This window comes from Micromonospora sp. WMMD714, assembly GCF_029581315.1.
Classification (GTDB): Bacteria; Actinomycetota; Actinomycetes; order Mycobacteriales; family Micromonosporaceae; genus Micromonospora; species Micromonospora rifamycinica.
In genome coordinates, this window is sequence record NZ_CP120744.1 from 3,118,970 (window position 1) to 3,144,644 (window position 25,675).

The window sequence follows — 25,675 nt, forward strand, 5'->3', positions numbered from 1 at the left end:
CGGCCGATCAGCTGAGCAGGTAGCCCAGCAGCCCTTCGCCAGCCTGTCCCTCACAGTTCGGGTCCGGCGAGTCGAAATGCTCTCCACTGCCGCGCGCGACGCACCGGTAGAGGCCCTGGTAGGGCGCGGCCGGCGGGTTGTCGTAGGCGTAGCCGATCACCCCGAGGAAGGAACGCCCCTCGCAGTTGGTGGACGGGGAGGTGAACCGGTCGTTGTTCACCTGGCACTGGTAGAGGGGGTGGGTGCCGGCGGCCTGGGTGGTGAGGACCTTGCCGAGGCTGCCCTCGGGCTGGTAACCGCCGCCCGGGTGGGTGGTGGAGCTGACGTGGTCCCGGCCGGACCAGAAGTACCGGGTGAGCGTGGCGCTGCCGGGGGAGGGCGGGGCCGAGCCCGTGTACAGCAGGCGGTTCGGCGAGCCCGTGCCCGGGTTGGTGATCTTGTTGGGGGTCGAGGCGTCGAAGAGGGTGGCGGCCACCTGGGCCGGGGTGAGCCCGGGGTTGCCGGCCAGCACCAGCGCGGCGGCGCCCGCGACGTGCGGGGCGGCCATCGAGGTGCCGCTCAGCGAGGCGGTGGCGGTGTCGCTCGCGTTGGACGACGAGACGATGCCCTCTCCGGGGGCGAAGATGTCGGTGCAGCTGCCCCAGTTGGAGAACGACGCGCGGGCGTCCGCCGTGGTACTGGCGTTCACGGTGATCGCCTCGGTGACCCTGGCCGGGGTGGTGCCGCACGCGTCGGTGCCGTCGTTGCCGGAGGCGACGGAGTAGACGATGCCGTCGGTGATGGAGTTGCGCACCGCGGCATCGAGGGTGCTGTCGGGGCTGACCGCACCGAGGCTCATGTTGGCGACGGCAGGTACGCCGGCGGCGTGGTGCCCGGTCACCCAGTCGACGCCGGCGACGACTCCGGCCAGGCTGCCCCTGCCGTTACAGTCCAGCACCTTGACCGCTACCAGGGCGATTCCCTTGGCGACGCCGTACTGGGAGCCGCCGATGGTGCCCGCGACGTGGGTGCCGTGGCCGTTGCCGGAGCAGTCCGCGTCGATGCCGTCGCCGGCGGTGTTGGTGCCCCAGGTGGCCCGGCCGCCGAAGGTGGTGTGCGTGGTCCGGATGCCGGTGTCGATCACGTACGCCCGCACCGTGGACGCCGTCGACGGGTACGAGTAGCTGGCGTTCAGCGGCAGGTCGCGCTGGTCGATCCGGTCCAGGCCCCAGGACGGGGGGCTTGGTTGGGTGTCGAGCGCCCGGACGACCCGGTCCTGCTCGACGTACGACACGTCGGCCTCGGCCGCCAGCCGTCGGGCGGTGGCGCGGGTCATGGTGCCGGCGAAACCACGGACCGCGTGCTGGTAGGTGTGCGCCACCTCGATGTCGTACTTGGCGGCCAGCCGTCCGGTCAGCGCGGCCACGTTCGTCCGGGCCTCGGCGGTGCCGTGCTCGTCGAATACGACGAGGTAGTTGTCGGCAATGGCGTCCGGACCGCCACTACCGAGTACTTTTCCTACGGCCATTGCTGGGCTTGCCATTCCCATGGTCGAAATGGTTGCCGCAGTGGTCACGGTGACCAGGGCTGCCCGGAGGCGACGGTGTTTCCGAAGCTGATCCATGCCGGTAGATAATTCAACCTTCGTCACCGACTGTCAATGCACGGATTCGTTCCGTCTATACCGCGGGCGGGGCGTCAGGATTCCTTTCCGCGGAACCGCCGGCGAAATGTGGATGATGGGATTCCTTCCGAGCTTTCCCGCCCGGCGAACACTTCGCCCGACAAGCGTATGGCGAGCGATTTTCGTCGTGGTCCATTGTCGGCGTTGCAATTTCCGGGCCGTTGGAGCGGAACGCGGGATGAGAGCAGGTCCGCGGTACGCCTAGACCAGGTCGCGGCGGCGGAACGCGGCGAACGCGGCCCCGGTGACCGTACCGGTCAGCGCCAACAGCACCAGCAGCGCCGGCCCCCAGGTGATCACGTAGGTGCCGCCGTCGCAGATACCGCTCCCCGGCGGGCAACCCGTGTCGTCCCAGAACTCCAACCGGCCGGACAGCCACGCGCCCAGGTAGTTGGAGAGCATCAGCAGGTCCGGCCGGGCCACGTCGAGGATCTGGAGCACCAGCCGGCAGCCCACCTCCCACACCACCGCGTACGCGGCGACCGCGCCGAGCGCCGCCGAGGTGTGCCGGCCCAGCGTGGCGATCCCGAAGCCGAGCACCGTCGCCAGCAGCACCAGCACCAGCCCCCGCCCGTAGATGGCGCCGAGCCCGCGCCAGAACTCCCCGTCCAGCGGACCCGGCACACCGGCCGTCTGCCCGATCGTCCAGAAGGTGCCCAGGTAGAGCGCCGACGCCAGCACCGAGAGCGCGGCCACCACCCCGACCAGGGTGCCCAGCTTGGTGCCGAGCACGGTGAGCCGCCCCGGCCGCCAGAGCAGCAGGTTGACCACCCCGCCGGAGTTCAGGTCGGCACCGATGTACGACGCGCCCACCAGGAACCCGAACAGCACCAGGAACGCGATCAAGAAGTAGAGCAGCCCCCGTGCCTCCTGGGCGAAGACGAAGACCGACGACAGGTAGTCGGTGGCCAGCGGCAGCCGCTCCATCCGCGCCGGGTCCAGCTCACCACAGTCGGCCGGCACGTAACCGGCGTCCTCGGTGATCGGGATCTCGCCCGCCCGGACCCGCAGGCAGCGGGTGTGCTCCGCCTCCATCACGGCCACCGCCTGGGCGGCCTGCGCCTGCGCGGCGGACAGCTCCCTCGGTGTCGGCCGGTGCGACCCGAGCAGGGTCGTCGCGGTGGTCACCGTGAAGGCCACCGCGAGCAGCAGCACCATCAGCTGGACGAAGCGGCGGGCGGCCAGCCGCTCCACCTCGGCACGGACCAGGTTCACGCGTCCACCCTCCGACCGTCGTTGGGGTCCAGTTCGATCAGCCGCCCACCACCGGGATCGGTGCCGCCCGGGTCGGCGCCCCCGGTGCCGGTGCCAGCCGGGGTGGTGCCGTCCGGGATGGTGCCGTCCGCCTGCCGGGGTGGAGCCGGCGCCGCGGTCAGTTCGAGGAAGACGCTCTCCAGGTCCGGCCGGATCGGGGTCAGCTCACGGACCCACAACTCCTGCCCGCCGAGCGTGCTGCTGATCAGCTCCGGCTCCCGGGTGCCGCCGACCACCAGCAGGTCGTCGGGATGGGCGGTGACGGTCAGCCCGGCCGCCCGCAGCAGCTCCGCCCCCCGCCCGGGGTCGCCCACCCGTACCTGCCACTCGTGCTGGTCGTGCCCGGCCAGTACGTCGTCCACCCGCCCGGCGGCCACCCGGCGACCCCGCGAGATGATCGTGACGTGGTCGCAGATCAGCTGGATCTCGCCCAGGATGTGGCTGGACACCAGCACCGTCACCCCGGACTCGGCGAGCGTACGCATCAGGTCCCGCATCTCCCGGATGCCGGCCGGGTCCAGGCCGTTCGCCGGCTCGTCCAGGATCAGCAGCTCCGGATTCTTCAACAGCGCCGACGCGACGGCCAGCCGCTGCCGCATACCCAGCGAGTAGCCCTTCACCCGGTCCTGGCCACGGTCGTGGAGGCCGACCTGCTCCAGCACCTCGTCCACCCGGGACGTCGGCACGCCGCCGGCCACCGCCAGCAGGCGCAACGTCCGGTGGCCGGTGAAGTTGCCGAAGAACTGCGGGCTCTCCACGATCGCACCGACCCGGCCGGCGACCCGGGCCAGCTGCTCCGGTGCCGGTTCGCCCAGCACGCGCAGCTCACCGGCGTCGGCGTTGACCAGCCCCAGCAGGGCGCGCAGCGTGGTGGTCTTGCCGGAGCCGTTCGGGCCGAGGAAGCCGTGCACCTGACCCGCCTCGACGACCATGTCGAAGTCGTCCACCGCCACCCGGCCGCCGTGCCGCAGCGTGCGGAACGTCTTGCGTAGGCCGGTGATCTCGATGACCGCGCTCATCCGCACCACCTCTCGTCTCGTGCAGGCGTGGGTCGCCCTCCCGGTGTGGTGACCAACGACACGGCGCTTCACCCTATGGCCGGACCGCCGCCCGTGGGGGACCACCCCGGGACTGCGTGGTTGGATGGAGCGGTGACTGGTGACCCGCTCCCCGCCGCAGCCGCTCCCTCGACCGTGGACGCGGATCTGGTGGTCAGCCTGGCCGGCGTCGCCGTCCGGCGATCCGGCACCGCCCTGCTGCACGACATCGACTGGCAGGTCGAGCTGGACGAGCGCTGGGTGGTGCTCGGCCCGAACGGCGCCGGCAAGACGACCCTGCTCGGCCTCGCCTCCGGCCGGCTGCACCCGAGCACCGGCGTCGCGCACGTGCTCGGCGACCGGATCGGCCGCACCGATCTCACCGAGCTGCGCACCCGGATCGGCCTGACCACCGCGGCGGTGGCCGAGCGGATCCCCGCCGAGGAACGGGTGAGCGACGTGGTGGTCACCGCCGCCTGGTCGGTCGTCGGCCGCTGGCGGGAGAACTACGACCCGGCCGACGAGGCCCGTGCCCGCGCCCTGCTCGGGCAGCTCGGTGTCGGCCACCTGGCGGACCGGACGTACGGCACCCTCTCCGAGGGCGAGCGCAAGCGGGTGCAGATCGCCCGCGCCCTGATGACCGATCCGGAGCTGCTGCTGCTCGACGAACCGGCCGCCGGGCTCGACCTGGGTGGGCGCGAGGACCTGGTCGGCCGGCTCGCCGAGCTGGCGTACGACCCGGACGCGCCGGCCATGGTGCTGGTCACCCACCACGTCGAGGAGATCCCGCCCGGCTTCACCCACGCGATGTTGCTGCGCGACGGCGGGGTGGTCGCCCAGGGGCTGCTCGCCGAGACGCTGACCGGCGACAACCTCAGCAAGACCTTCGGCCTGCCGTTGGTGGTCGAGCGCCGCGGCGACCGCTGGACCGCCCGCGCCGCCTGACACCCGGGCAGCCTGACCGCCCGCGCCGCCTGACAGTCGGGCCGCCTTCCGGCCACTCACCCGGGACGGGCGGTCGAGGCCCTAGACTCGCCGCGGAACGTGCGGTCGGCGGGAGGTCGTGGTGCGGCAGAGCCGGATCGTCGTGGTGGGCAGCGCGAACATGGATCTGGTCGGCGCCGCCACGGAACTGCCCAGGCCGGGGGAGACCGTGCTCGGCAGCGACTTCGCGATGGTGCCCGGCGGCAAGGGCGCCAACCAGGCGATCGCCGCCGTCCGGGCCGGTGCCGCCTGCACCTTCCTCGGCGCGCTCGGCTCCGACGCGTTCGGGGTCACCCTGCGGGCGCGGATCACCGCCGCCCAGGTTGACACCACCCACCTGCGGGTGGTCTACGGAGCGTCCGGGGTGGCCCTGGTCATGGTCAACGCCGTCGGTGAGAACGCCATCCTGGTCACCCCGGGCGCGAACGCCGCCTTCACCGGCCTCACCGGGGCCGAGCTGGACGCCGTACGCGGGGCGGACGTGCTGGTCGCGCAGCTGGAGATCCCGGTCGAGACGGTGACCGAGGCGGCGTCGGCCGCCCGCGCCGCCGGTACCCGGGTGATCCTCAACGCCGCACCGGCCCGGCAGGTGCCCGCCGGGCTGCTCGCCGCGGTGGACCTGTTGGTGGTCAACGAGACCGAGGCGCAGCTGCTCGCCGGAGGCGGGCGGGACGACCCGCAGGCGTTGCTGGCGCTGGTGCCCCGGGCGGTGCTCACCCTCGGCGGCGACGGAGCCTGGTACGTCGAGCGGGACGGCCCGGCCGTGCACGTGCCGGCCGTCGCGGTGGACGTGGTCGACTCGACCGCCGCCGGGGACGCGTTCACTGCCGCCCTGGCGGTGGCCTGGGGCGAGGGTCGCGAGGTGGTCGACGCGGTGCGCTGGGCGGCGGCGGCCGGTGCGGCGTGCGTCCGGCGGTTCGGCGCCTCTGTGGCCCTGCCGAGCCGCGCCGAGATCGACGCCCTCTTCACCTCCTGACCCGGCCCCGGTCCCGCGCCTGAGCGGCCGGTCGGGCCGCGGGAACTCCCGCGCCGCCGGTCAGGGAGCGGGAAATCCCGCACGGCCGGTCGGGGACCTGCAACTCCTGCGCGGACGGTCGGTGCCGGTGGCCCGCTGACCGGGGTGCTCAGCCTGCCGGGTCGTCGGCGAGCCGTTCACCCCGGCGGCGCAGCATCCCCAGGCCGGGGATCCCGGCGACGGCGAGCTTGAGGTCGCGGGTCACGTCGAGCAGGTCGTGCAGATCCGGGCCGACCCGGTCCAGGGTGGCCAGGATCGGCAGTACGTCGGAGGTCAGGTGCTCCTTCAGCTTCGGCAACTCGTCGACGAGCCGGATCGCCGCGACCACCTCCTCGTGGCTCAGCTCGGCCACGAACCGGTTCGCCATCGGCGCACCCCGCCGCAGCGCCGGCTCGTACGCGGCCAGCAGCTCAGCCGCGACGGCCGCTGCACCCTCGGCGGTGGCCACCGTACCGGCGGCCCGCCCGGCGACCGCCTCGGCCCCGGCGACCACCGCCCCGGCGGCCCGGGACACCTGCCCGGCCCCGGCGACCACCCCGGCGGCCGCCCCCGACACCTGCTCGGCCTCCGCCACCACCACGGCGGCCGCGGCGGCGACCTCGGTGGCCCGGTCGATGGCCGTGGTGGCCGCCGTGCTGATCACGGCTACCTCGGCGACCGCCTCCTCGGCGTCGGTGAGCACCCGGTCGGTGCGGTCCAGGGTCTCCTCGATCCGGTCCACCACCAGGTTGATCCGGGCCAGGAGCGCCTCCACCCCGTCGAGCACGGCGAAGGCGCGGGCCGGTACGGCGGCGAATGAGGCGGCCGAGCCGAGGGCCTGGTCGAGGGCGGAACGGGTGAGGCCGACGACGGCGGTCGGTCGGGGCAGTGGGATGGCCATGTCACCCAGTGTGCGTCGCCCCGGCCAGTGGTGCCCGGCGGCGGGCGGGCCGACCGCACCGGCAGCGGTGCTCACCGGTGTTCCCCCTGCTGTTCGACGGCGCGCTGGACGGCCCGGTAGATCTGCCCGAACCGCAGCGCGTCGGGGGTGCGCAGCAGCAGCAACTCCTGACCGAGGTGCTGCACCCACAGCTCGTTGACCCGGTTGCCGCGCTCGTACGAGCGGTCCAGCCAGCCCAGCGGCAGCTCCAGGAAGGGCAGCAGGGCGAGTGCCCCGACGGCGCAGGCGGCCAGGACGAGCAGGGCCGGCTTCCACTCGCCCCGGTCCTGTGCGGACCAGACCAGCGAGACGACACAGACCAGCGCGATCAACGGGGGCAGTGAGAGCAGCAGCACCAGCACGCCGCGGCCGAGAATGCGGGACCGGACGGCCATCGTGGTGGCCCCCCGGGCGTGCCAGACGTACGCCACGTCGGCGATCCGGACGAGCTGCCCGCCGGCCTGGATCGACTCGGAGGTCACCTGTACCGTGTCGTCCCGGTAATAGAGGGTCATCACTAAGCATAACCGCTCGGCAGCGGTGCGTGCCGGCCTCCGTCGACCCGGCCGGCGCTCCGTCACAGGCGGAGCAGGCCGCCGTCGACCGGGAACTGGGCGCCCGTCACGTAGGAGGCGTCGTCGGACAGGAGGAACAAGGCCACCGCGGCCACCTCGTCGGGGGTGCCGATCCGGCCCAGGGGTACCCGGTCGAGGAGGCTCGACTCGAACCCGGAGCGCTGTTCGTCGCTCATGAAGTGCCGGAAGTTGGTGTCGGTGGCCCCGGGCACGAGGACGTTCGCGCGGATGCCACGGGGGGCCAGCTCGGCGGCCCAGACCCGTGCCGCGGCGATCTGCGCCGCCTTGGTCGCCGCGTAGACGCTGGTCGTCGGGGCGCCCTCGTAGGCGGAGGTGGACGACGTCACGACCACCGAGGCACCGTCGGTCAGGTGGGGGGACAGACGGGCCAGTTGGAGTGCGGCGGCCCGCACGTTGACCGCCATCATCGCGTCGAAGAAGTCGGCGTCCGTCTGCTCCGTCGGGGCCACCGACGCGTATCCGGCGTTGAGCCACAGCCCGTCCAACGGGTCGCCGGAGGCCACGTCGACCAGGTCGTCGACCGATCGTGGGTCCGAGGCGTCGTTGCGGAGCACCCGTGCGGTGGGCAACTCCCGGGCGACCAGGGCCAGGCGCTGCTCGTCGGTGCCGGTGAGCGTGACCCGGCCGCCTTCGGCGACGATACGGCGTGCGCCGGCCAGGCCGATCCCGCTGCTGCCGCCCGTGACGAGCACGTGCTTACCCTCGAACCTTGCCATCGGCGCTCTCCCGTCGGTAGCGGTGGACGAGCCACCACGCTACCGACGGGAGAGACGCGATCAATGCAACTTTTATCGCAGTTCGACCGTGTCGTGGGGAATATACGGCTTCTCCAGCCGCTCGATCTCGTCGGCGTCGAGGTCGAGCCCGGTCGCGGCCACCGCATCGGTCAGGTGCCGGGGGTCGGTGACCCCGACCACCGCCCCCGACACGGCGGGTCGGGACAGCAACCAGGCGAGGGCGACCTGTGCCATCGGGACGCCCCGGTCGGTGGCGATCTGTGCCACCACGTCCACCACCTGACGGTCGGCTGCCGCCGTCTGGGCGTAGAGCCGGTGCTGGACGAGGTCCTTCGTGGTGCGTTCGGTCTCGGTGCCCCACGGGCGGGTCAGCAGGCCCCGGGCCAGCGGTGACCACGGCGTGACGCCGACACCGGAGTCCGCGCAGAACGGCAGCATCTCCCGTTCCTCCTCCCGGTTGAGGAGGTTGTAGTGGTTCTGCATGCTGACGAACGGCGTCCAACCGTGCTGCGTGGCCACGTGCTGGGCCTTGGCGAACTGCCAGGCCCGCATCGACGACGCCCCGAGGTAGCGCACCTTCCCGGCCCGCACCACGTCGTCGAGCGCCTGCATGGTCTCCTCGATCGGGGTGTGCGGATCCCAGCGGTGCACGATGTAGAGGTCCACGTAGTCCGTGCCGAGGCGCCGCAGGCTCTGGTCGATCTCCGTCATGATCGCCTGCCGGGACAGCCCGCCGGCCAGCGGGCCGTCGTGCATGGGCTCGAAGACCTTCGTCGCGATCACCACCTCCTCGCGACGGGCGAAATCCCGCAGCGCGCGGCCCAGATACTCCTCGCTGGTGCCGAGGGAGTAGATGTTCGCGGTGTCGAAGAAGGTGACCCCGGCCTCCAGGGCGGCCCGGATCAGGCTGCGGCTGCGCTCCTCGGGCAGGGTCCACGGGTGGGCGCCCCGGCCCGGATCGCCGTAGCTCATGCAACCCAGGGCCAGTGGCGACACCCGCAGGCCCGAGTTTCCCAGTCTCACCTGACGCATCGTTTCCTCCTGCTGCCTGCGACCCCTGCCTCGTCGGGCGGCGTCAGCGCGGGGCTCCCTGCACGTCGGCCAGTCTGTCCCAGGACGTCAGGTGTTCGTCCAGGGGAATGTCGAGACTGGCCAGGTACATCGCGGTCATCGCGGCGTGGCCGGCCAGGTGCGTCACCTCGGCGATCTCGTTCTGCGAATAGAACTCCCGGAGCGCCGCGAAGGCCGACGCGCTGGCCCTGTGCTCGTCGATGCACTCGGTGACGTAACGCACCAGGGCCGCCCGGCCGGCGGGCATCCGGTCGAGCTCGCCCTGCTCGACGGCCTCGATGTCGGCATCGGTGAGACCGGCCTTGTAGGCCAGGTGCAGATGCAGCAGGCGTTCGAAGGCGCTGTCCCGCAACGCCGCCACCCGCAGCACGATCACCTCGCGGTCGAGGTCGCTGAGCAGACCCTTGGTGAACGAGGCGCCCAGCGCCAGGTGCGGGGCGGCCGAACCACGGGTCAGCAGCAGGGCGCGGGTCAGGTTCGACGGGAACTTGTCGTAGACGTCGTGCTGCTCGGGGGACATGTCCTCGACGGGGGTGAGGGTCACTCGCTGGGTCATCGGATCTACGCTCCTATGCTGCTCGTGTGCTGACCGGACAGCACTGTCCGGGATGGGGTTACGGGATCGGGACGAGGTGCCTGCGGGCACACGACGGCCCGGACGGCGGCGCGGACGGTGGCGACCGCCGCGTCGTACGCGGCCTCGCCGACCGGGACGGCGGTGAGCAGGTGCCCGTCCGGGCGGACCACGAGGGCCGTGGCCGACCGGCCCAGGCGGGGCAGCAACGGCCCGGGCGGACGGCCCGCCAGATCCCGGACGGCCACCTCGGGCACGGCCTGCCGCACCCGGTCGGCGAACACCGTCCACGGCTCGTAGCGATAGCTGGTTCCCGGCCAGAGCAGCACCGTGAACCGGTCGACGGCGAGTGTCGCGGCGGTGTGACTGGGCAGCCAACCCAGCGGGACGCGCGCACCGGGGCGTAACCGGCGGCCGCGGCCGCGGCCGGGACCGGGGCCGTAGTGGGTGTCGATCTGCGCGAGCCGCGGCGACATACCGCGTTCCAGCAGGCCGGTGACCGAGCCGATGCGGTACGCGGTGTCGCGGACGGCGATCTGCCACCGTTTCGAGTACAACCCGATCGTCGCGAGCCGGGTCGAGAAGTCCGACACGGCCCGGACGGCGGATCGTCGCTCCGGATCGTAGGTGTCCAGCAGTTCGGGCCGGTACCGGTCGCGCAGCACCCCGGCCAGCTTCCAGCCCAGGTTCACGGCGTCCTGCAGGCCGGTGTTGAGTCCCTGCGCGCCGGAGGGGCTCATCGCGTGGGCGGCGTCGCCGCACAGGAAGACCCGGCCCTTGCGGTACCGCGACGAGGCCCGGACGTGTGCGGTGAAGATGCCGCTGAACGTCATCCGCCCGAGCCGGTGGCCGCCCGGAACCCGCTCGTCCAGCAGCTTCTGGAAGAACTCCCGCGGCACGTCGTCGCGGTCGTAGCCGTCCGGGACGCTGGCCCCGACCCGGAACAGGCCCGCACCCAGTGGTGCCACCACCATGTTGCCGGTACGGGTCAGGTAGTAGGCGGCCTCGCTGCTGCTGCGCTCACCGACGAGCTCGGCGTCGGTGATGGCCAACCGGGTCCGCAGGGTCCGACCGTCGAAGTCGAAGCCGAGGCGGTCACGCACGGTGCTGGCGTGTCCGTCGGCGCCGACCACGTAGGCGAAGGACCGGTGGTACTCGTGACCGGCCGGGTCGACCAGCCGGCAGTGGACCTGCCGGTCGTCCTGGTGGGCGTCGACGAACCGGTGTTCGTACTCGATGGTCCCGCCCAGCGCGGTGAGGTGCTTCTCCAGGATCTGTTCGGTGCGCCACTGGGGGATCGTGATGGCGAACGGGTAGGTGACGCCGGTCAGACGGTCGAACCGCACCAGGCCGATCCGCCGCTTGTCCGAGTAGTAGTTCATCTGGTCGAAGTAGTGTCCGGCCGCCACCAGTTCGGCGCCGACGCCGGTCCGGTCCAGCAGCTCCAGCACCCGGGGCCAGAGGATCGTCGCCCGTGAGTGCGGGCTGACCCGCCGGGTCCGTGAGATCAGCACGGGGCGGATGCCGTGAGCGAGAAGCTCGGCGGCGAGCGCCATGCCGACCGGGCCGGCGCCGACGATGAGCACGTCACCGTGGACGGGTCCTGTGTGCATGTCGGCCCTCCTCTCCGGGCTCGGTCAGGCGCTGACGGGGTCCAGGTGGAGGACCACCTGCGGGGTGGCGAAGGCGTCCCGGACCTGGTCGAGGAACCGGGCGGTGTGCGGCTCCTTCATGTGGGTGTCGATGGCCGCCTGGTCGGCCCACTCCTCGACCAGGACGACGGTGCACGGCTCCTCCTGGGCGCGGAAGACGTCGAAGACCGTGGCTCCCGGCTCCCGGCGGGTCTGGTCGGCGAGTTCCGCGAAGGCCGCCAGGGTCGATTCGAGGCGCTCGGGTTTGACGTCGAAGCGGACGACGATGTGGATGCTCATGTGGTGCTCCTTCGCTGAAGGGGTTGGTGGAGGGGCAGGTCACCCGGATCGACGTCCCAGGCGGCGAGGCTCAGCCGTGGCCGCCGGTCGCCGGGGCCGGAGTCCAGGTCGACGACGGCGGCCCGCCCGGTTCCGACCATGCCCGGCGGCTCCTGTCCGGCCAGCAGGTGGCGGCGTACGACGTTGAGCACGCCGCCGTGGGTCACCACCAGGACGTCGCCGGGCGGTGGTGGGGTGGACAGCAGCCGGCCGGTGAACTCGGTGAACCGGCGGCGGACGCCGGCTCCGGTCTCACCGCCGGGCGGCCGGTAGTCCAGCTGGGCGACGAGGCGTCGCATCCGGTCGGGGTGTTCGGCGGCGAAGACCCGGCGGGAGAGCCCGTCGATCTCGCCCAGGTGCCGCTCACGCAGGTTCTGGTCGGGCAGCGGACCCAGGCCGAGGGCCGCGCCGAGGACCGCCGCCGTCTGCACGGCGCGTCGTTGCGGCGAGCAGTACACGCCGGTCCAGCGGCCGGCCCGCCCGGCGAGCGCGCGGGCGGCCTGCCGGATCCGCGCTTCGCCGGCGGCACTCAGCGGCGGATCGCACTGTCCCTGGAAACGGTCCTCGCCGTTGAGGGCCGTCTCGCCGTGACGGAACAGGACCAGTCGCACGGCTCAGGCCAGGCGGGGCAGCGACTCGAGGATCTCGGCCGCCTCGGCGATCCGGTGCTCCGGCTGGAGGGTGCCCTCGTCGATCTTGACCTTGAGACGCTTCTCCAGGGCGAGGGACATCTCCAGCAACGTGAGCGAGTCGGCGGCGAGCTCTTCGAAGGTGGCGCTCTCCGGGATCTCGGAGCTGGGCATCTCCAGCTTGCCGGCCAGCACCTCTACCAGGACTGCGGTGGTGGTCATCGACGTTCCTTCCTCTGAGGGGTCGCAGCGGGTTGACGGGGTGGGTGGTTCACGGTGCGGTGGTGGGGTTCTCGACCGGCGGCAGGTCGGGCCAGACGAGAGTCGCCGAGCCCCAGGTGGCGCCGCCGCCGAAGGCGGTGAGGACCACCCGGTCACCGGCCTTCAGCCGGCCCTGAAGGCAGCCGTCGGCCAGGGCGAGCGGAATGGAGGCGGCGGAGGTGTTCCCGACGCGGTCCAGGTGGATCAGGGCCTTCTCGGGTGGGAGGTCGAGCTGCTCCGCCACCGCCGTCAGGATCCGGACGTTGGCCTGGTGGCCGACCAGCCAGTCGACCTGCTCGACGGACCAGCCACTGGCACCGAGGGCGGCGCGCGTGGAGTCGCTCATCCGGCGTACGGCGGCGGAGAAGACGGCGCGGCCGTCCATCTGGAAGTACTGCGCGTCCGGTTCGGGTTCCCGGTCCGAGGTGCGCTGCTCGGCACCGCCGCCCGGCACCGTGATCAGGTCGGCCAGGCTACCGTCGCTGCCCAGGTCGAAGTGCAGGATGCCGGCCTGCTGCGGGTCGGCCGCGTCCGGGCGGGTGCTGACGACCACGGCACCGGCACCGTCACCGAAGATGGCGGCCGTCGTCCGGTCCCGCGGATTGAGCAGCGTGGTGAAGGACTCCGCGCCGACGACCAGGGCCGTCCTGGCCTGCCCGGCGACCAGGGCCGCGGTCGCGGTGTAGAGGGCGTAGACGAAGCCGGAGCAGACCGCGGCCACGTCGAAGGCCGGCACGGTGCCCAGGCCGAGCCGGGCCGCCACCGTCGGCGCGGTGGCGGGGCAGGGCCGGTCGGGTGTCGTGGTGGCCAGGACCACCAGGTCCGCGTCGGTGGTGCCGGCGTTCTTCAGTGCCCGGGCGCCGGCCTCCACGGCCAGGTCGCTGGTGGTGGTGCCCGGTTGCACCACATGGCGGCGGCTGATGCCGGTACGGGTGCGGATCCACTCGTCGGTGGTGTCGAGCTGACGGGCGAGATCGTCGTTGGTCACCACGCGAGGTGGCAGGCTGGCGCCGATGCCCGTGATGACTGGGGTGGGAGCCACGGCGTTTCCTTTCCGGTGCGTCGTCGGTCAGGGACGATTGCTGTCAGGCAGTTGGTGGGTGACCGAGCAGCTGACCTGGATGCCCGCGAGCTCGCCCACCACGTCCGCGGTACGCCAGCGGTGACCGCCCTTGCCGAGCAGGTCCACGTTCCTCAGCCGGGTGCTGGCCCGGACGGGTGCGTGGCCCTGGGCCGCCGGGCGGTTCCGGACGATCCGGGTCTGCCGCATCCAGAGGTTGTTGCTGGCGTCCCGGCTGACCCGGTCGTGCGCGTAGAGCAGCACCTGGCCGAGCTGCAGGGTGGTGACGAACGCGTCGAAGATGGTGACGGCGGGCGCGTACCCGCCCTCGATGCCGGCGCGGGACGGCGGCCGGGTGGCGCTCAGCCGTACGTCGCCCGTGACCGCCAGGGTGTCGAGGTCGGCGCGGATCCCCTTGATGGAGAGTCGACGCTCGGCGAATCCGTCGACGTACAACCCGTTCGCGGGCGGCTCGTAGGACGGGTGGTGGCCGCCGGCCCGAGCTGCGGGATGCTCGACCTCGATGTCGGTATGCATGGTCCCGATGGCGATCTCGAAGACCGACCGGACGGCTCCGGGCGGGTCGGTCTCCTCGACCGGTCGGGGTGTCCCGCGGCGGATGCACCGCACGTCGATCCGGCCGAGCTGCTCGACCGGCCGGGCTCCCGCCCGGATCCGCACCGACCGGACGAACGCGGCCGGTAGGGCGCTCGCCGGCACACCGGAGGCGACGAGCGCCTGTTCCGTGGCACGCGCGGCGACCACGAGCGCGTCGATGGTGCTCAGGTGCGGCACCCGACGCTGACCGTCCTTGCGGGACCAGTCGACCGGGTAGCTGATCGTCAGCGCGGCCCGACCGGTGAGGGTGCCGCCGGAGCGGCTGAACGTGGCGTCGTCCAGGGCGTAGCGGACCCGTTGGTAGCCGGTGCCGAAGAAGCGGCCAGCGGCGGGACCGAGTGCGTCGTCGACGGTGTCGAGGCGCAGGATCCCGGGGTAGGTCGTGGTGGCGACGTGCGTGGTCATGGCTGCCTCCAGGGGGTGTGTGCGGCGGGGGCCCGCCGGATGCTGCACGTCAGCAGGGCGGTGCAGACCCGGCGTTCCCGTTCGTCCTCGATGGCGATCTCGTACGTCCCGACGGCCTGGTGCTCGTGCAGGGCGCGGGCGGTGCCGGTGAGCACCCCGCGGGAGACCCAGCGGTGGTGGCTGCAGGAGAGGTCCAGCCCGACGGCGTTGCCGCCGGGGCCGGCGGCCATGTAGGCGGCCAGCGAGCCGAGGGTCTCGGCGAACACCGCGTTGGCGCCGCCGTGCAGGACGCCGAACGGCTGGCGGTTGCCCACTACCGGCATGGTCCCGATCACCAGCCCCGGCTCGGCCCGCACGATCTGGATGCCGAGCCGGTCGACGAGCTGCTCGCCGCGGTAGTCGTCGTGCACCGCGACCGGCCCGAGGCTGAGCGTCCCCCCGCTCATCGAACCTGGGTGAAGCACTCGGCGGTACGGTCGTCGTAGGAGTCCGCGACCGTCGTCGGGGGTGCCGGCGCGGGGGCGGCCGGGACGGGGTCGGCGTCCGCGACGGGCCTGCGCCGGGCGGCGATGCGCCGGCTCAGGGCGAGGTAGGACCAGAGCAGGACGGCCGAGAGGACCGCGGCCCCGAGCAGCGCGACGGAGAGGCTGGCCGTGTAGTCGGCGGCGTGTCCCGGTTCGCCGGCCGCGACGCGCTCGGCCACGGCCGGGTCGGCCAGGCGTCGTGCGACGAGCGTGCTGATGGTCGCGCCGAACGCGGCGACGAACAGCGCCTCGGCACCGATGCGCAGCAGGTTGAACAGGCCCGCGGCGGTTCCGGCGCGTTCCGGGGGCACCGCGGCCAGTGCCTCGCCGTCGACGAAACCCAGCGGCAGACCGAAGCCGAGTCCGCACAGCAGCATCGGCACCACGGCGAGCCACGGCGAGGCGTCCGGCCGGACCGTGAGCAGGCCGAGCGGGCCGAGCACGAGGCAGACCAGGGCGATCGCGGCCGTCCTGCCCGGGGTGATCCGGGGGAGGCGTGCGCTGAGGTGGTGCACGATCAGCGGGGAGAGGAAGACCGGTCCGGTCATCACCATCATGAGCGCTCCGGAGGAGGCGGTGCTCCAGCCGTGCACCGCCTCGAAGGCGCTGGGCAGGTACGTGATCAGGGCGACGAATCCGATGGCGCCGGCGACCGGCACGAGTGCCATCCGCATGAACGGTGCGTTGCGCAGGATGGACAGGTCCAGCAGCGGGCCGGTCTCGGTGCTCTCGTGCCTCCCGGGCGGCAGGGCGGGGGAGCCGAGCAGGGCGAGCAGCATCAGTGCCGCGTGCAGCACGAACACGCCCCGCCAACCCACCAGGCCGACCGTCGCACCCGCGATCATGGGGCCGGAGGCCAGGCCGAAGCCGGACACCGCACCGAAGGCGGTGAACGCCCTGGTACGCGCCGTCCCACTGTAGGTGTGCGAGATGATGGTGGCGGAGCCGGTCAGCACGGATGCGGCCCCGATTCCGGCGATCACCCGGGCGACGTCGAGCATCAGCAGACTGTCGGCCGTGCTGCTCAGCACCGAACCGGTGAACATCAGTGCCATGCCGGCCTGCAGGGCGCGGCGGTAGCCCACCCGGTCGGACAGGCGTCCCCACACGATCGTGAAGAGCGCGAAGCAGACGTTGAACCCGTTCACCACGAACTGCAGGCTCTCCGGCTGCGAGCCCAGGTCACGGGCGATGGCCGGCAGGGCGACGGCGGTTCCGGCGAGGGACAACGGCAGCACGAACTGGGCGCCGATGGTCACCGGGAGGACCAGGGGACTGGGGCGCCTGGTCGGTGTCGACGTGTCGACTGGCATTACCCCCCCTTTCAGGGATCGTCGGTTCAGCGGGCGGGTGTCTCGGGCTGGGCCGGGCGCGGGTCGTCGCGCGCCACGATCCGACGGGGGACGCGTGGCTGTCTGCGGCGGAGGCCGTTGTCCATATCCGGATGTGGTGGCCCAGATCGGCGGTGGCGGGGTCAGGCCGGGTGGAGCGGTAGCGCGGTGCGAGGTGGCCCCACGCTCGGGCCGGGGCTTCACGTCCTGACGAATTCGACCCTAGCGAGATCCGGCGCAGAAAAAAACCTTTGAGAAGGTTTTTTTTGACGGCGTGATCCACTGAAGTCCACAAGGGATAGCCATCCTTCTTGGTTTTCCCTGCTCAGTGCGGTGTTCGGCCCGGTGGCACCGGGCCGGCAGGGCAGGGAAAGTCGCGGTGCCGCGCCCTCCCCGTGGATGTCCACAGTGGTGTGCGCGGGCTCGACCGCCCGCTGCCCGGTGGCCTGTCGTGCTCGGCAGGCCACCGGGTCGGGATTCCGCCACCCGGGCCGGATCGGCCGTCGGTCGTGACCGGGTGTGACGCGGTGCCGGTGACCGGGCGCGGGCGGGTCGGGTGCTACCGGCTTCGGTGCCGGGTGACGTGCTGCGCCCGTACCCACGCCGCCGCCCCGGCCTCCGGATCGAGCATGGGATGGCGTACGGCGGTCAGCACGTCCCGCCACCGCCGCTGGAGCGCGCCGCCCGCGACACCCCGCGTGCCGGCCGCGGTCCACAGCGCGTCGACCGCCTCCCGGCAGAGTTGGGCCGCGAACGGGACGGTCAGGCGGTTCAGCCCGCTCGCCGACGGTCCGGCCCCGCTGTCGTCGGCCCGGGCCGACGCCTGCCGGATCAGCAGTGCGGCCGTCTCCATCCGGGCGGCGGCGGCACCGAGCGCCCGTTCCGGGGCCGAGCCCGGGTCGGGCGGTTCGCCCGTCGCGGCCTCCTGCACCGCGGAGCGCGCGGCCCCCCACACCGGTGCGGCGAACAACAGGGAGGCGACCAGCGGGTACGGCACCGAGTGGCAGCGGGCCGCGGACGGTGAGGACGGGCGGGACAGGTCGTCGAGGGTGAAGGTGCGGTGTGCGGGCACGCAGACGCCGCGCACGACGACCGAGTGACTGCCGGTGCCGCGCAGGCCGAGCGCGTCCCAGGTGGCCTCCACGGTGACCTCCGCGGCGGGCACGGCGAACACCCGGTGTTCGCTCTCCCCCGTCCACGCGGCCAGGAGCACCCACCCGGCCCACTCGATGCCACTGGCGTACCGCCAGGTGCCGTCCAGGCGCCAGCCGCCCGGCTGTGGCGTGGCCACCCCCTGCGGTGGCACCACCGAAGCGGCGATCAGCACGTCCGGCGACGACCCCCAGACGTCCTGACAGCCGGGTGCCGGCAGGTAGGCGGCCAGCCGGCCGTGCGCGGCGAACAGCGTCGCGCACCACGCGGCCGAGGTGCAGGAGCCGGCCAGGGTGGCCGAGGCGTTCACCAGTTCGCCGAATCCCCCTGCGGTGCCGCCCCACTCGGCCGGCACGAAATGGCGGGCGAACCCCGCCGCGCGGACGCCCTCCATCACGTCGGCACCGAGGCGGCCGGTGGTGTCCGCCCCGGTGGCGGTGGCGGCGGCCCGGGCCAGCAGGTCGTCCGGGACGGTCAGCACGGACCCGGTCCGTCGACCATGGCCTCCAGCAGGATCCTCCCGTGCTGTTCGGCGGTGAACGTCTGTTCCCGGCGCCGGATCAGGACGGGGGCGTCCAGCTCCGCGAACCGGCGGAACCGCGCCTCCACGAGGGTGGCGGCCCGTCCGGGATCGTCGTCCCGGCTCGCGGCGTAAGCCTGGCGTACGCCTTCCAGCAGCACCATGCCGGGAACGTGATCGCTGGGATGGTCGAACAGGACGGGGTGGGCGGGGTCCGGGCTCAGGAGCCATGGCCCGGACTCGGGGCCGGCCAGCACGACGTCGCAGGGTCGCCGCCGGCCGACCCGGGTGGCCGGGAGCCGGTCGCCCGGTACGGTCGGCGTGGCCGGGCCGTCGGAGGTCACCGCGGCACCGGTGGGCCACCGTACGTCGTGGTAGCGGGCAGCGTCCATGGTGTGCCAGGTGACCCGCGCCCGGGCGAGGGTCCGTCCGAAGAACTGGAACCACGCCGTCATGGCGGTCCGGGTCCGCCCCGGATCCCGCCCGTCGTGCCGGCAGTGGGCGACGACCCCGACCGGCAGGCGGTCACCCGTGGCGTGGACGCCGTGCTGCACCTCGACATGGAGCGAGCCGAGCACGAACATGTGATCATGAGGAATGCCGAGGTGCTCGTGGGCGATGAGGATGCCCGTCTGCCGGATCGTCTCGGCGACCAGCAACGGATCGAGCTGGCCGTAGCGGTCCGGGTGGTACAGGGGATGGTCGGCCGGCCACGACGCGGGCACCAGGTACTGGTCCGGTCCGAGTCGTCGGGACCGTCCCTTCAGGAGCACGGCCTCGGCGCGGCGCTTGTGGACCGCGGTGGAGGGGAGGCCGGATGGCCGGTGCCGCCGCAGGGCGGGCCGGGTGGCGGGACGCGAGCGGGACATGGATGCATCTCGGAGCATCGGAGATTCCCCCCGGTCGTAGCGCCTGGCGACAGGCATCCGCGGCGTGCCGCGTCGGCGCTGGGCTACTGGGTGCTCTGATAAAAATACCTACGCAACGGTATGTTGCAAGCGGGGCCGACGATCCGCGCGGAGGACCTGAACCACAGCGGCGCGGCCCATCAGCGAGGAGAGGTGTTCGATGAACGATCCGTGGAGGTCGTCGCGGCGGCCCGCCAAGAAACCGCGTCAGATGCACGCGCCCCGCCAGGACCGGGCGGTGCGGACCCACGGGCTGCTGCTCGGTGCGGCAGCCGGCCTGTTCGCCGAGCGAGGATTCCGCAACACCTCGCTCCAGGACGTCGCCGAAGCGATCGACATGACCAAGGGCGCGGTGTACTTCTACTTCCCCAACAAGGAGTCCCTGGCGCGGGCGGTCGTCGAGGAGCACTACGCCCGCTGGCCGAAGATGCTGGAGGAGGTCTCCAGCCAGGGTCTCGATCCGTTCGCGACCATGATCGCCATGCTCGACCGGGCCGCGCTCGCCTTCCGCGACGACGTCATCATCCGGGCGGGCGCGCGGCTGCAGATCGAACGTGACCTCATCGACGTGGAGCTGCCGACCCCCTATCTCGGCTGGACCGCACTTCTCACCGACCTGCTGGAGGCCGCCGCACGCGAGGGTCAACTGGCCGCCGGGGTCGACCCGGCACAGGCGGCCCGGGTGCTGGTGGCGACGTTCTTCGGCATCCAGCACATCTCTGAGCAGCTGAACCACCGCAAGGACCTGCTCGAACGTTGGGGCGAGGCGGCCCGGCTCCTGGTGTCGTCGATCGCGGCCTCACCCGGGCAGAACAGCGTCCCGTCATGACGTGACGGCCGGTGCGGTGCCGAGGTCGCCCGGCGCTGCTCCGGGAGGTCCACTGCCGGTGCTGCCGCTACGGCGGACCCTGCCGGCCCGGGCCGCCGCCGGTCGGGCCGGGCACACTGGGGGCGGGACGGTCCCGAGGGTGGGTGGGCCGCCGGAGGGCAGGGCCGGTGTGTTCCACCGCCCGCTGCACCGCCCGGTAGATCTGCCCGAAGCGCTGGGCGTCGCCGGTGCGCAGCAGCAGCACGGGCCGGTCCCGCCAGCGGATCCACAGCTCACGCTGCCGGCTGCCCCGGTCGTACGACCGGTCCAGGTGGTTGAAGAGGAAGTCGGCGATCGGCCCGACGGCCAGCCCGACCAGGACCGACGCCCCCACGATGGCGATCGTGACGGTGGGGGAGCGGTGCAGCCACACGGCCACCGCGATGCCGACCACCGCGGCCACCAGCGGACCGGCCATGGCCGCGCCGATCGCGCCCCGCCCGGCCAGCACCCGCCAGGAGCGGCCGCCCCGACGGTGCCAGACCAGGCCGATCTCGGCCAACGGGTAGGCCCGGCCGTCGACCCGGATGGCGGTGGAGGTGACCTGCACCGACCGGTCGTCGTAGTACGTGATCATCGCTGGACTCCCGACCGCGGGTGGCGAACACCAGACTACGTACCCCAACGACCGGGGTCGTAAGGTTGGCACGCGACTTCGACGAGGAAGTGAGGGCGGCGTGAGCGAGTTCGTGCGGCTGGAGACCAGTGACGGCATCGGCACCATCCGGCTGGAGCGGCCGCCGATGAACGCGCTCAACAAGCAGGTCCAGGAGGAGCTGCGGGCCGCCGCCGTGGCCGCCGGCGCCGATCCGGCCGTCCGGGCCGTCATCGTGTACGGCGGGGAGAAGGTCTTCGCCGCCGGCGCGGACATCAAGGAGATGGCCGCCATGTCCTACGTGGACATGGCGGAGCGGGCCGCCGACCTCTCCAGCGCCATCGGCGCGTTCGCCCGGATCCCCAAGCCGGTGGTCGCCGCGATCACCGGGTACGCCCTCGGCGGCGGCTGCGAGCTGGCCCTGGCCTGCGACTGGCGGGTGGTGGCCGAGGACGCCAAGCTCGGCCAGCCGGAGATCAGACTCGGTGTCATCCCCGGTGCCGGTGGCACCCAGCGGCTGGCCCGGTTGGTCGGCCCGGCCCGCGCCAAGGATCTGATCATGTCGGGCCGGATGGTGGACGCGGCGGAGGCGCTGCGGATCGGGCTGGCCGACCGGGTCGTCCCGGCGGCCGAGGTCTACGACGCCGCGGTCGCGCTGGTCCGGCCGTACCTGACCGGTCCGGTGCAGGCGCTGCGGGCGGCGAAGCTGGCGGTCGACGCCGGCCTGGACATGGATCTCGGCTCCGGGCTCGCCTGGGAGAGCCAGCTCTTCGCCGCGCTCTTCGCCACCGACGACCGGCGCGAGGGGATGGCCGCCTTCGTCGAGAAGCGCAAGCCCGACTTCACCGGCCGCTGATCCGGCCCGGGCGTCCGCGCCGGCCACCCGGCCCCCGCCCGGCCCGCCCGGCCCGCCCGGCCACCCGGCTGCCGGCCCGGCCCGAGCCCGGTTCAGGTCGGCTGGGTGAGGAGTGTTCACATCTTCCGTACCGGCCAGTAGCGTGTGACTCCGGTCGGCGGACGAGGGGGAGCGGCGATGACGGAACGGGTCGAGGGCCACGGCGGAGCGCTGGCGCTGGCGGCACTGCGGGCGCACGGCGTACGGGAGCTGTTCACCCTCTCCGGCGGGCACGTCTTCCCGCTCTACGACGCCGCCCACACCACCGGTTTCCCGCTCTACGACGTCCGGCACGAGCAGTCCGCCGTCTTCGCCGCCGAGGCGGTGGCCAAGCTCCAGCGCCGCCCCGGCGTCGCCGTGCTCACCGCCGGCCCCGGCGTCACCAACGGCATCTCCGGCCTGACCAGCGCCTACTTCAACGCCTCACCGGTGCTGGTGCTGGGCGGTCGGGCCCCGCAGTTCCGCTGGGGTTCCGGCAGCCTCCAGGAGATGGACCACCTGCCGCTGGTCGCCCCGGTCACCAAGCACGCCGAGACGGTGTTCAGCGCCGACGACATCCCCGGCGCGGTCTCCGCCGCGCTGACCGCCGCGCTCACCCCGCACCGGGGGCCGGTCTTCCTCGACTTCCCGCTGGAGGCGGTCTTCTCGGTCGGTGACGCCGACCTGCCCGCCCCGGCCACGGTCGCGCCGATCGAACCCGACCCCGACGAGGTGACGAAGGCGGCCCGGCTGATCGCCGCCGCCACCCGTCCGGTGATCATCGCCGGCTCCGACGTGTACGCCGGCGACGCCGTCGCCGCGCTCCGTGAGGCCGCCGAGGCGCTGCAGGTGCCGGTCTTCACCAACGGCATGGGGCGCGGGGCGCTCCCGCCGCAGCACCCGCTCGCCTTCGCCAAGGCCCGCCGGGTGGCGCTGGGCGACGCCGACGTGGTGGTCGTCGTCGGCACCCCACTGGACTTCCGGCTCAGCTTCGGCGACTTCGGCGACGCGGCGGTGGTACACGTCGTGGACGCCCCGACCCAGCGGGCCGGGCACGTCCAGCCGGCCGCCAGCCCCGCCGGTGACCTACGGCTGATCCTGTCCGCCTTCGCCGACCACCCCGGCGACCGGGCCGACCACGCCGACTGGATCGCCCGGCTGCGGACCGCCGAGGACGCCGCCAAGGCCCGGGACGCCGCCGAGATGGCCGCCGAGACCGACCCGATCCGCCCGGCCCGGGTCTACGGCGAGCTGCGCCGGGTGCTCGCCCCGGACGCGGTCACCATCGGCGACGGCGGCGACTTCGTCTCGTACGCCGGGCGCTACCTGGAGCCGTCGCAGCCCGGCACCTGGCTCGACCCCGGCCCGTACGGCTGCCTCGGCACCGGGCTGGGTTATGCGATGGGCGCCCGGGTCAGCCACCCCGACCGGCAGATCTGCGTGCTGATGGGCGACGGCGCGGCCGGCTTCTCGCTGATGGACGCGGAGTCGCTGGTCCGGCAGCGGCTGCCGGTGGTGATCGTGGTCGGCAACAACGGCATCTGGGGGCTGGAGAAGCACCCGATGCGGGCCATGTACGGCTACGACGTCGCCGCCGACCTGCAGCCCGAGCTGCGCTACGACAAGGTGGTCGAGGCGCTCGGCGGTGCCGGGGAGACCGTGGCGAAGGCCGCCGACCTCGGGCCGGCCCTGGGCCGGGCGTTCGACGCCGGGGTGCCGTACCTGGTCAACGTGCTCACCGACCCGGCCGACGCGTACCCCCGCTCGTCGAACCTGGCCTGAACGCCCGGCACCGCGCCCGGCGGCGGCCGTGTTCTGCCGGGCGGATAAATCGGCGGAATGACAGCGGCGACACACGTAACGTCAGACCCCTCGCCCATCGTTGGACGATCCAGCGATAACGACGGGAGTTCTGATGACACACGCCATCCGCGCCGAGGGACTGGTGCGCCGGTTCGGCGACACCACCGCCCTGGCCGGGGTCGACCTACAGGTGCCCACCGGGACGGTCTTCGGGCTGCTCGGCCCCAACGGCGCCGGCAAGACCACCGCGGTACGGGTGCTCGCCACCCTGCTCACCGCCGACGCGGGCCACGCCACCGTCGGCGGGTACGACGTCCGCCGGGAGGCCCACCAGGTCCGCCAGCTGATCGGCCTCACCGGTCAGTACGCCTCGGTCGACGAGAACCTGACCGGCACCGAGAACCTGCTGCTCATCGGCCGGCTGCTGGGTCTGTCCCGGCGCGACGCCCGGAGCCGGGCCGCCGAGCTGCTGGCCGGGTTCCAGCTCACCGACGCCGCCGGGCGGGCCGCGAAGACCTATTCCGGTGGCATGCGCCGCCGGCTCGACCTGGCCGCCAGCCTGGTGGGTCGGCCGCAGGTGCTCTTCCTCGACGAGCCGACCACCGGTCTCGACCCGCGCAGCCGTAACGACCTGTGGGACATCGTCCGGGGGCTGGTGGCCGAGGGGGTCACCGTGCTGCTGACCACGCAGTACCTGGAGGAGGCCGACCAGCTGGCCGACGAGATCGCCGTGGTCGATCACGGCCGGGTGATCGCCCAGGGCACCCCCGAGGAGCTGAAGGCCAAGACCGGCGGCCAGGTGCTGACCGTCCGGCCGGTCGAGGCGACCGACCTGCCGACCGTGCTCGCCGTCGTCGGCGAGGTGACCGGGGTGGTGCCGGAGGTCAACCAGAGCACCGTCACCGCGCCGGTCAGCGGGCCGGGCGCGCTGCCCGCCGTGGTCCGCCGCCTCGACGACGCCGAGGTGCACGTGGCCGAGCTGGCCCTGCGCGGGTCCAGCCTCGACGAGGTCTTCCTCTCGCTCACCGGCCACCGGGCCGAGGACGACACCGCCACCGCCGACACCGCCGACATCCTGGAAGGGAGCCCGGCATGACCGCCGCGACCGTCACCGCCCCGTCGGCCCGTCCCGCGCCGACCCGCCGGCTCGGCCTGACCGCGGGCCTGCGGCACACCGGCACGCTGGCCTGGCGCAGCCTGGTGCAGATCAAACACAATCCGATGGAGCTGCTCGACCTGAGCATCCAGCCGGTGATGTTCGTGCTGCTCTTCACCTACGTCTTCGGCGGGGCGATCTCGGGCAGCCCGGGGGAGTACCTGACGTTCGCGTTGCCCGGCATCATCGTGCAGAACGCCTTCTTCGCCACGATGACCACCGGCTTCGGGCTCAACCAGGATCTCACCAAGGGCGTCTTCGACCGGCTGCGGTCGCTGCCCGTGGCCCGCTGGTCCCCGCTCGCCGGCCGGATCGTCGCCGACACGGTCAAGCAGGCCTGGTCGTTGACCCTGCTCCTCGGGGTCGGGATGATCCTCGGCTTCCGGCTCGGCAACGGCCTGTTCGGGCTGCTCGGCGCGTTCGCCCTGCTGCTGGTCTTCTCGCTCGCCGCCGCCTGGATGTCGGTGCTGGTCGGGGTGCTGGTCAGCGAACCGGACAAGGTCCAGATCTTCGGCTTCACGGTGATCTTCCCGCTCAGCTTCACCAGCAACGCCTTCGTGCCGACCGAGACCATGCCGTCCTGGCTCCAGCACTGGGTCGAAGTCAACCCTGTGACCATCCTGGCGAACGCGCTGCGCGGGCTGCTGGTCGGCGGGCCGGTCGCCGGGCCGGTCCTCCAGTCGCTGCTGTGGGCGGTCGCCATCGCCGCGGTCTTCGCCCCGCTCGCGGTGCGGGGCCTGCGCCGTCGGGTCTGACCCCGGCCGGGGTCAGAGTTCGGGCCGCTCACCGCCGCGGGGCCGGTCGTCCTCCCGGCGGTGCAGGTCCTCCTCCCACCGCTGGAACAGGGCGTGGTCGTCGCGGTTCGCCCGTTCGTCGATCGACTTCAGGAACTCCGGGTCGTCGTCCGGCGCGACGGGCCGCCGCGGGCCGGACGACCTGCCCCGCCGGTCCCCCCGGGGCACGGGACGCCCGGCGAGGAACCAGGCGACCGCCCCGACCAGCGGGAAGACGAGGATGACCAACACCCAGACGAACCGGGGCAGCCCGCGGACCGTCCCGTCGTCGGCGGACAGGCAACTGATCAGCGCGCAGGCGGCGAGCACCACCTGGATCAGGAACAACAGCACGTAGAGCCGGGCCATGCCTCCATC

General features: G+C 72.9%; 27 protein-coding genes. 7 read left to right on the forward strand and 20 right to left on the reverse strand.

Annotated features, from left to right (window positions below):
* Window positions 1-7 precede the first annotated feature (7 nt).
* The 3 genes from O7625_RS13880 to O7625_RS13890 form a co-directional block, all read right to left on the reverse strand.
* Window positions 8-1,522, reverse strand: a complete 1,515-nt coding sequence (locus O7625_RS13880; RefSeq protein WP_282346334.1) for a S8 family peptidase — start codon at window positions 1,520-1,522, stop codon at window positions 8-10.
* 342 nt (window positions 1,523-1,864) lie between these two features.
* Complete coding sequence (locus tag O7625_RS13885; RefSeq protein ID WP_067305881.1) at window positions 1,865-2,878, reverse strand: hypothetical protein; 1,014 nt, start codon at window positions 2,876-2,878, stop codon at window positions 1,865-1,867.
* A complete protein-coding gene (locus tag O7625_RS13890; protein WP_282346336.1) occupies window positions 2,875-3,936 on the reverse strand; it encodes an ATP-binding cassette domain-containing protein in 1,062 nt (353 codons plus the stop codon). The genes O7625_RS13885 and O7625_RS13890 overlap by 4 nt, the downstream gene beginning before the upstream one ends.
* Window positions 3,937-4,011: 75 nt before the next feature.
* Here O7625_RS13890 and O7625_RS13895 point away from each other — a divergent pair, with 75 nt between their 5' ends.
* Together O7625_RS13895 and O7625_RS13900 are read left to right on the forward strand one after the other, a co-directional pair.
* Window positions 4,012-4,899 (forward strand): ABC transporter ATP-binding protein, encoded by an 888-nt coding sequence (locus O7625_RS13895; protein ID WP_067305878.1) that lies wholly within the window; start codon window positions 4,012-4,014, stop codon window positions 4,897-4,899.
* 121 nt (window positions 4,900-5,020) lie between these two features.
* The gene (locus O7625_RS13900) at window positions 5,021-5,914 is read left to right on the forward strand and encodes a ribokinase (protein WP_282346339.1); all 894 of its coding nucleotides are present in this window, start codon (window positions 5,021-5,023) and stop codon (window positions 5,912-5,914) included.
* 148 nt (window positions 5,915-6,062) lie between these two features.
* Here the strand turns inward: O7625_RS13900 and O7625_RS13905 are convergent, their stop codons facing one another.
* The 15 genes from O7625_RS13905 to O7625_RS13975 all read right to left on the reverse strand — a co-directional run bounded on the left by O7625_RS13905 (window position 6,063) and on the right by O7625_RS13975 (window position 19,189).
* Window positions 6,063-6,833 carry a hypothetical protein gene (locus O7625_RS13905; RefSeq protein ID WP_282346341.1) on the reverse strand — a complete coding sequence of 257 codons (771 nt, stop codon included), beginning with the start codon at window positions 6,831-6,833 and terminating at the stop codon, window positions 6,063-6,065.
* A 71-nt stretch (window positions 6,834-6,904) separates the two neighbouring features.
* Window positions 6,905-7,387, reverse strand: a complete 483-nt coding sequence (locus tag O7625_RS13910; RefSeq protein WP_089004015.1) for a DUF6232 family protein — start codon at window positions 7,385-7,387, stop codon at window positions 6,905-6,907.
* Window positions 7,388-7,449: 62 nt separating this feature from the next.
* Window positions 7,450-8,184, reverse strand: coding sequence for an SDR family oxidoreductase (locus tag O7625_RS13915; RefSeq protein WP_282346344.1), 735 nt, complete (start codon window positions 8,182-8,184; stop codon window positions 7,450-7,452).
* A gap of 72 nt (window positions 8,185-8,256) precedes the next feature.
* Window positions 8,257-9,237, reverse strand: coding sequence for an aldo/keto reductase (locus tag O7625_RS13920; RefSeq protein ID WP_282346345.1), 981 nt, complete (start codon window positions 9,235-9,237; stop codon window positions 8,257-8,259).
* A gap of 43 nt (window positions 9,238-9,280) precedes the next feature.
* The gene (locus O7625_RS13925) at window positions 9,281-9,832 is read right to left on the reverse strand and encodes a carboxymuconolactone decarboxylase family protein (RefSeq protein WP_282346346.1); all 552 of its coding nucleotides are present in this window, start codon (window positions 9,830-9,832) and stop codon (window positions 9,281-9,283) included.
* A 5-nt stretch (window positions 9,833-9,837) separates the two neighbouring features.
* Window positions 9,838-11,463 (reverse strand): FAD-dependent monooxygenase, encoded by a 1,626-nt coding sequence (locus O7625_RS13930; protein ID WP_282346348.1) that lies wholly within the window; start codon window positions 11,461-11,463, stop codon window positions 9,838-9,840.
* Window positions 11,464-11,487: 24 nt separating this feature from the next.
* Window positions 11,488-11,781: a putative quinol monooxygenase gene (locus O7625_RS13935; protein WP_282346349.1), complete on the reverse strand. Its 294-nt coding sequence runs from the start codon at window positions 11,779-11,781 to the stop codon at window positions 11,488-11,490.
* Window positions 11,778-12,431, reverse strand: a complete 654-nt coding sequence (locus tag O7625_RS13940; protein WP_282346351.1) for a histidine phosphatase family protein — start codon at window positions 12,429-12,431, stop codon at window positions 11,778-11,780. Before O7625_RS13940 ends, O7625_RS13935 begins: the two co-directional genes overlap by 4 nt.
* Window positions 12,432-12,434: 3 nt before the next feature.
* On the reverse strand, window positions 12,435-12,671 hold the full coding sequence (locus O7625_RS13945; RefSeq protein WP_282271663.1) for an acyl carrier protein: 237 nt from the start codon (window positions 12,669-12,671) through the stop codon (window positions 12,435-12,437).
* 49 nt (window positions 12,672-12,720) lie between these two features.
* Window positions 12,721-13,752 carry a beta-ketoacyl-ACP synthase III gene (locus O7625_RS13950; RefSeq protein WP_282346352.1) on the reverse strand — a complete coding sequence of 344 codons (1,032 nt, stop codon included), beginning with the start codon at window positions 13,750-13,752 and terminating at the stop codon, window positions 12,721-12,723.
* Window positions 13,753-13,779: 27 nt separating this feature from the next.
* Window positions 13,780-14,793 carry an AvrD family protein gene (locus tag O7625_RS13955; RefSeq protein WP_282346353.1) on the reverse strand — a complete coding sequence of 338 codons (1,014 nt, stop codon included), beginning with the start codon at window positions 14,791-14,793 and terminating at the stop codon, window positions 13,780-13,782.
* A complete protein-coding gene (locus O7625_RS13960) occupies window positions 14,790-15,239 on the reverse strand; it encodes a hotdog fold thioesterase (protein WP_282346354.1) in 450 nt (149 codons plus the stop codon). Before O7625_RS13960 ends, O7625_RS13955 begins: the two co-directional genes overlap by 4 nt.
* Complete coding sequence (locus O7625_RS13965) at window positions 15,236-16,576, reverse strand: MFS transporter (protein WP_282346355.1); 1,341 nt, start codon at window positions 16,574-16,576, stop codon at window positions 15,236-15,238. The genes O7625_RS13960 and O7625_RS13965 overlap by 4 nt, the downstream gene beginning before the upstream one ends.
* Before the next feature lie 631 nt (window positions 16,577-17,207).
* Window positions 17,208-18,281 (reverse strand): hypothetical protein, encoded by a 1,074-nt coding sequence (locus O7625_RS13970; RefSeq protein ID WP_282346356.1) that lies wholly within the window; start codon window positions 18,279-18,281, stop codon window positions 17,208-17,210.
* Window positions 18,275-19,189 (reverse strand): ScbA/BarX family gamma-butyrolactone biosynthesis protein, encoded by a 915-nt coding sequence (locus O7625_RS13975; protein WP_282346357.1) that lies wholly within the window; start codon window positions 19,187-19,189, stop codon window positions 18,275-18,277. The genes O7625_RS13970 and O7625_RS13975 overlap by 7 nt, the downstream gene beginning before the upstream one ends.
* Before the next feature lie 199 nt (window positions 19,190-19,388).
* On the opposite strand from O7625_RS13975, the gene O7625_RS13980 reads away from it, so the two are divergent.
* The gene (locus O7625_RS13980) at window positions 19,389-20,057 is read left to right on the forward strand and encodes a ScbR family autoregulator-binding transcription factor (RefSeq protein WP_282346358.1); all 669 of its coding nucleotides are present in this window, start codon (window positions 19,389-19,391) and stop codon (window positions 20,055-20,057) included.
* Window positions 20,058-20,124: 67 nt separating this feature from the next.
* On the opposite strand, the gene O7625_RS13985 is transcribed toward O7625_RS13980, so the two are convergent.
* Entirely contained in the window at window positions 20,125-20,673 is a 549-nt protein-coding gene (locus O7625_RS13985; RefSeq protein ID WP_282346359.1) for a DUF6232 family protein, read from the reverse strand.
* 100 nt (window positions 20,674-20,773) lie between these two features.
* Between O7625_RS13985 and O7625_RS13990 the strand changes: the two genes are divergently transcribed.
* From O7625_RS13990 to O7625_RS14005, 4 genes are all read left to right on the forward strand, one after another.
* The gene (locus tag O7625_RS13990) at window positions 20,774-21,547 is read left to right on the forward strand and encodes an enoyl-CoA hydratase-related protein (protein WP_282346360.1); all 774 of its coding nucleotides are present in this window, start codon (window positions 20,774-20,776) and stop codon (window positions 21,545-21,547) included.
* 177 nt (window positions 21,548-21,724) lie between these two features.
* Entirely contained in the window at window positions 21,725-23,347 is a 1,623-nt protein-coding gene (locus O7625_RS13995; protein ID WP_282346362.1) for an acetolactate synthase, read from the forward strand.
* 133 nt (window positions 23,348-23,480) lie between these two features.
* A complete protein-coding gene (locus O7625_RS14000) occupies window positions 23,481-24,464 on the forward strand; it encodes an ATP-binding cassette domain-containing protein (protein ID WP_282346363.1) in 984 nt (327 codons plus the stop codon).
* Entirely contained in the window at window positions 24,461-25,279 is an 819-nt protein-coding gene (locus tag O7625_RS14005) for an ABC transporter permease (protein WP_282346364.1), read from the forward strand. Before O7625_RS14000 ends, O7625_RS14005 begins: the two co-directional genes overlap by 4 nt.
* 12 nt (window positions 25,280-25,291) lie before the next feature.
* Here the strand turns inward: O7625_RS14005 and O7625_RS14010 are convergent, their stop codons facing one another.
* Complete coding sequence (locus tag O7625_RS14010; RefSeq protein ID WP_282346365.1) at window positions 25,292-25,666, reverse strand: PLD nuclease N-terminal domain-containing protein; 375 nt, start codon at window positions 25,664-25,666, stop codon at window positions 25,292-25,294.
* Window positions 25,667-25,675: the final 9 nt, after the last annotated feature.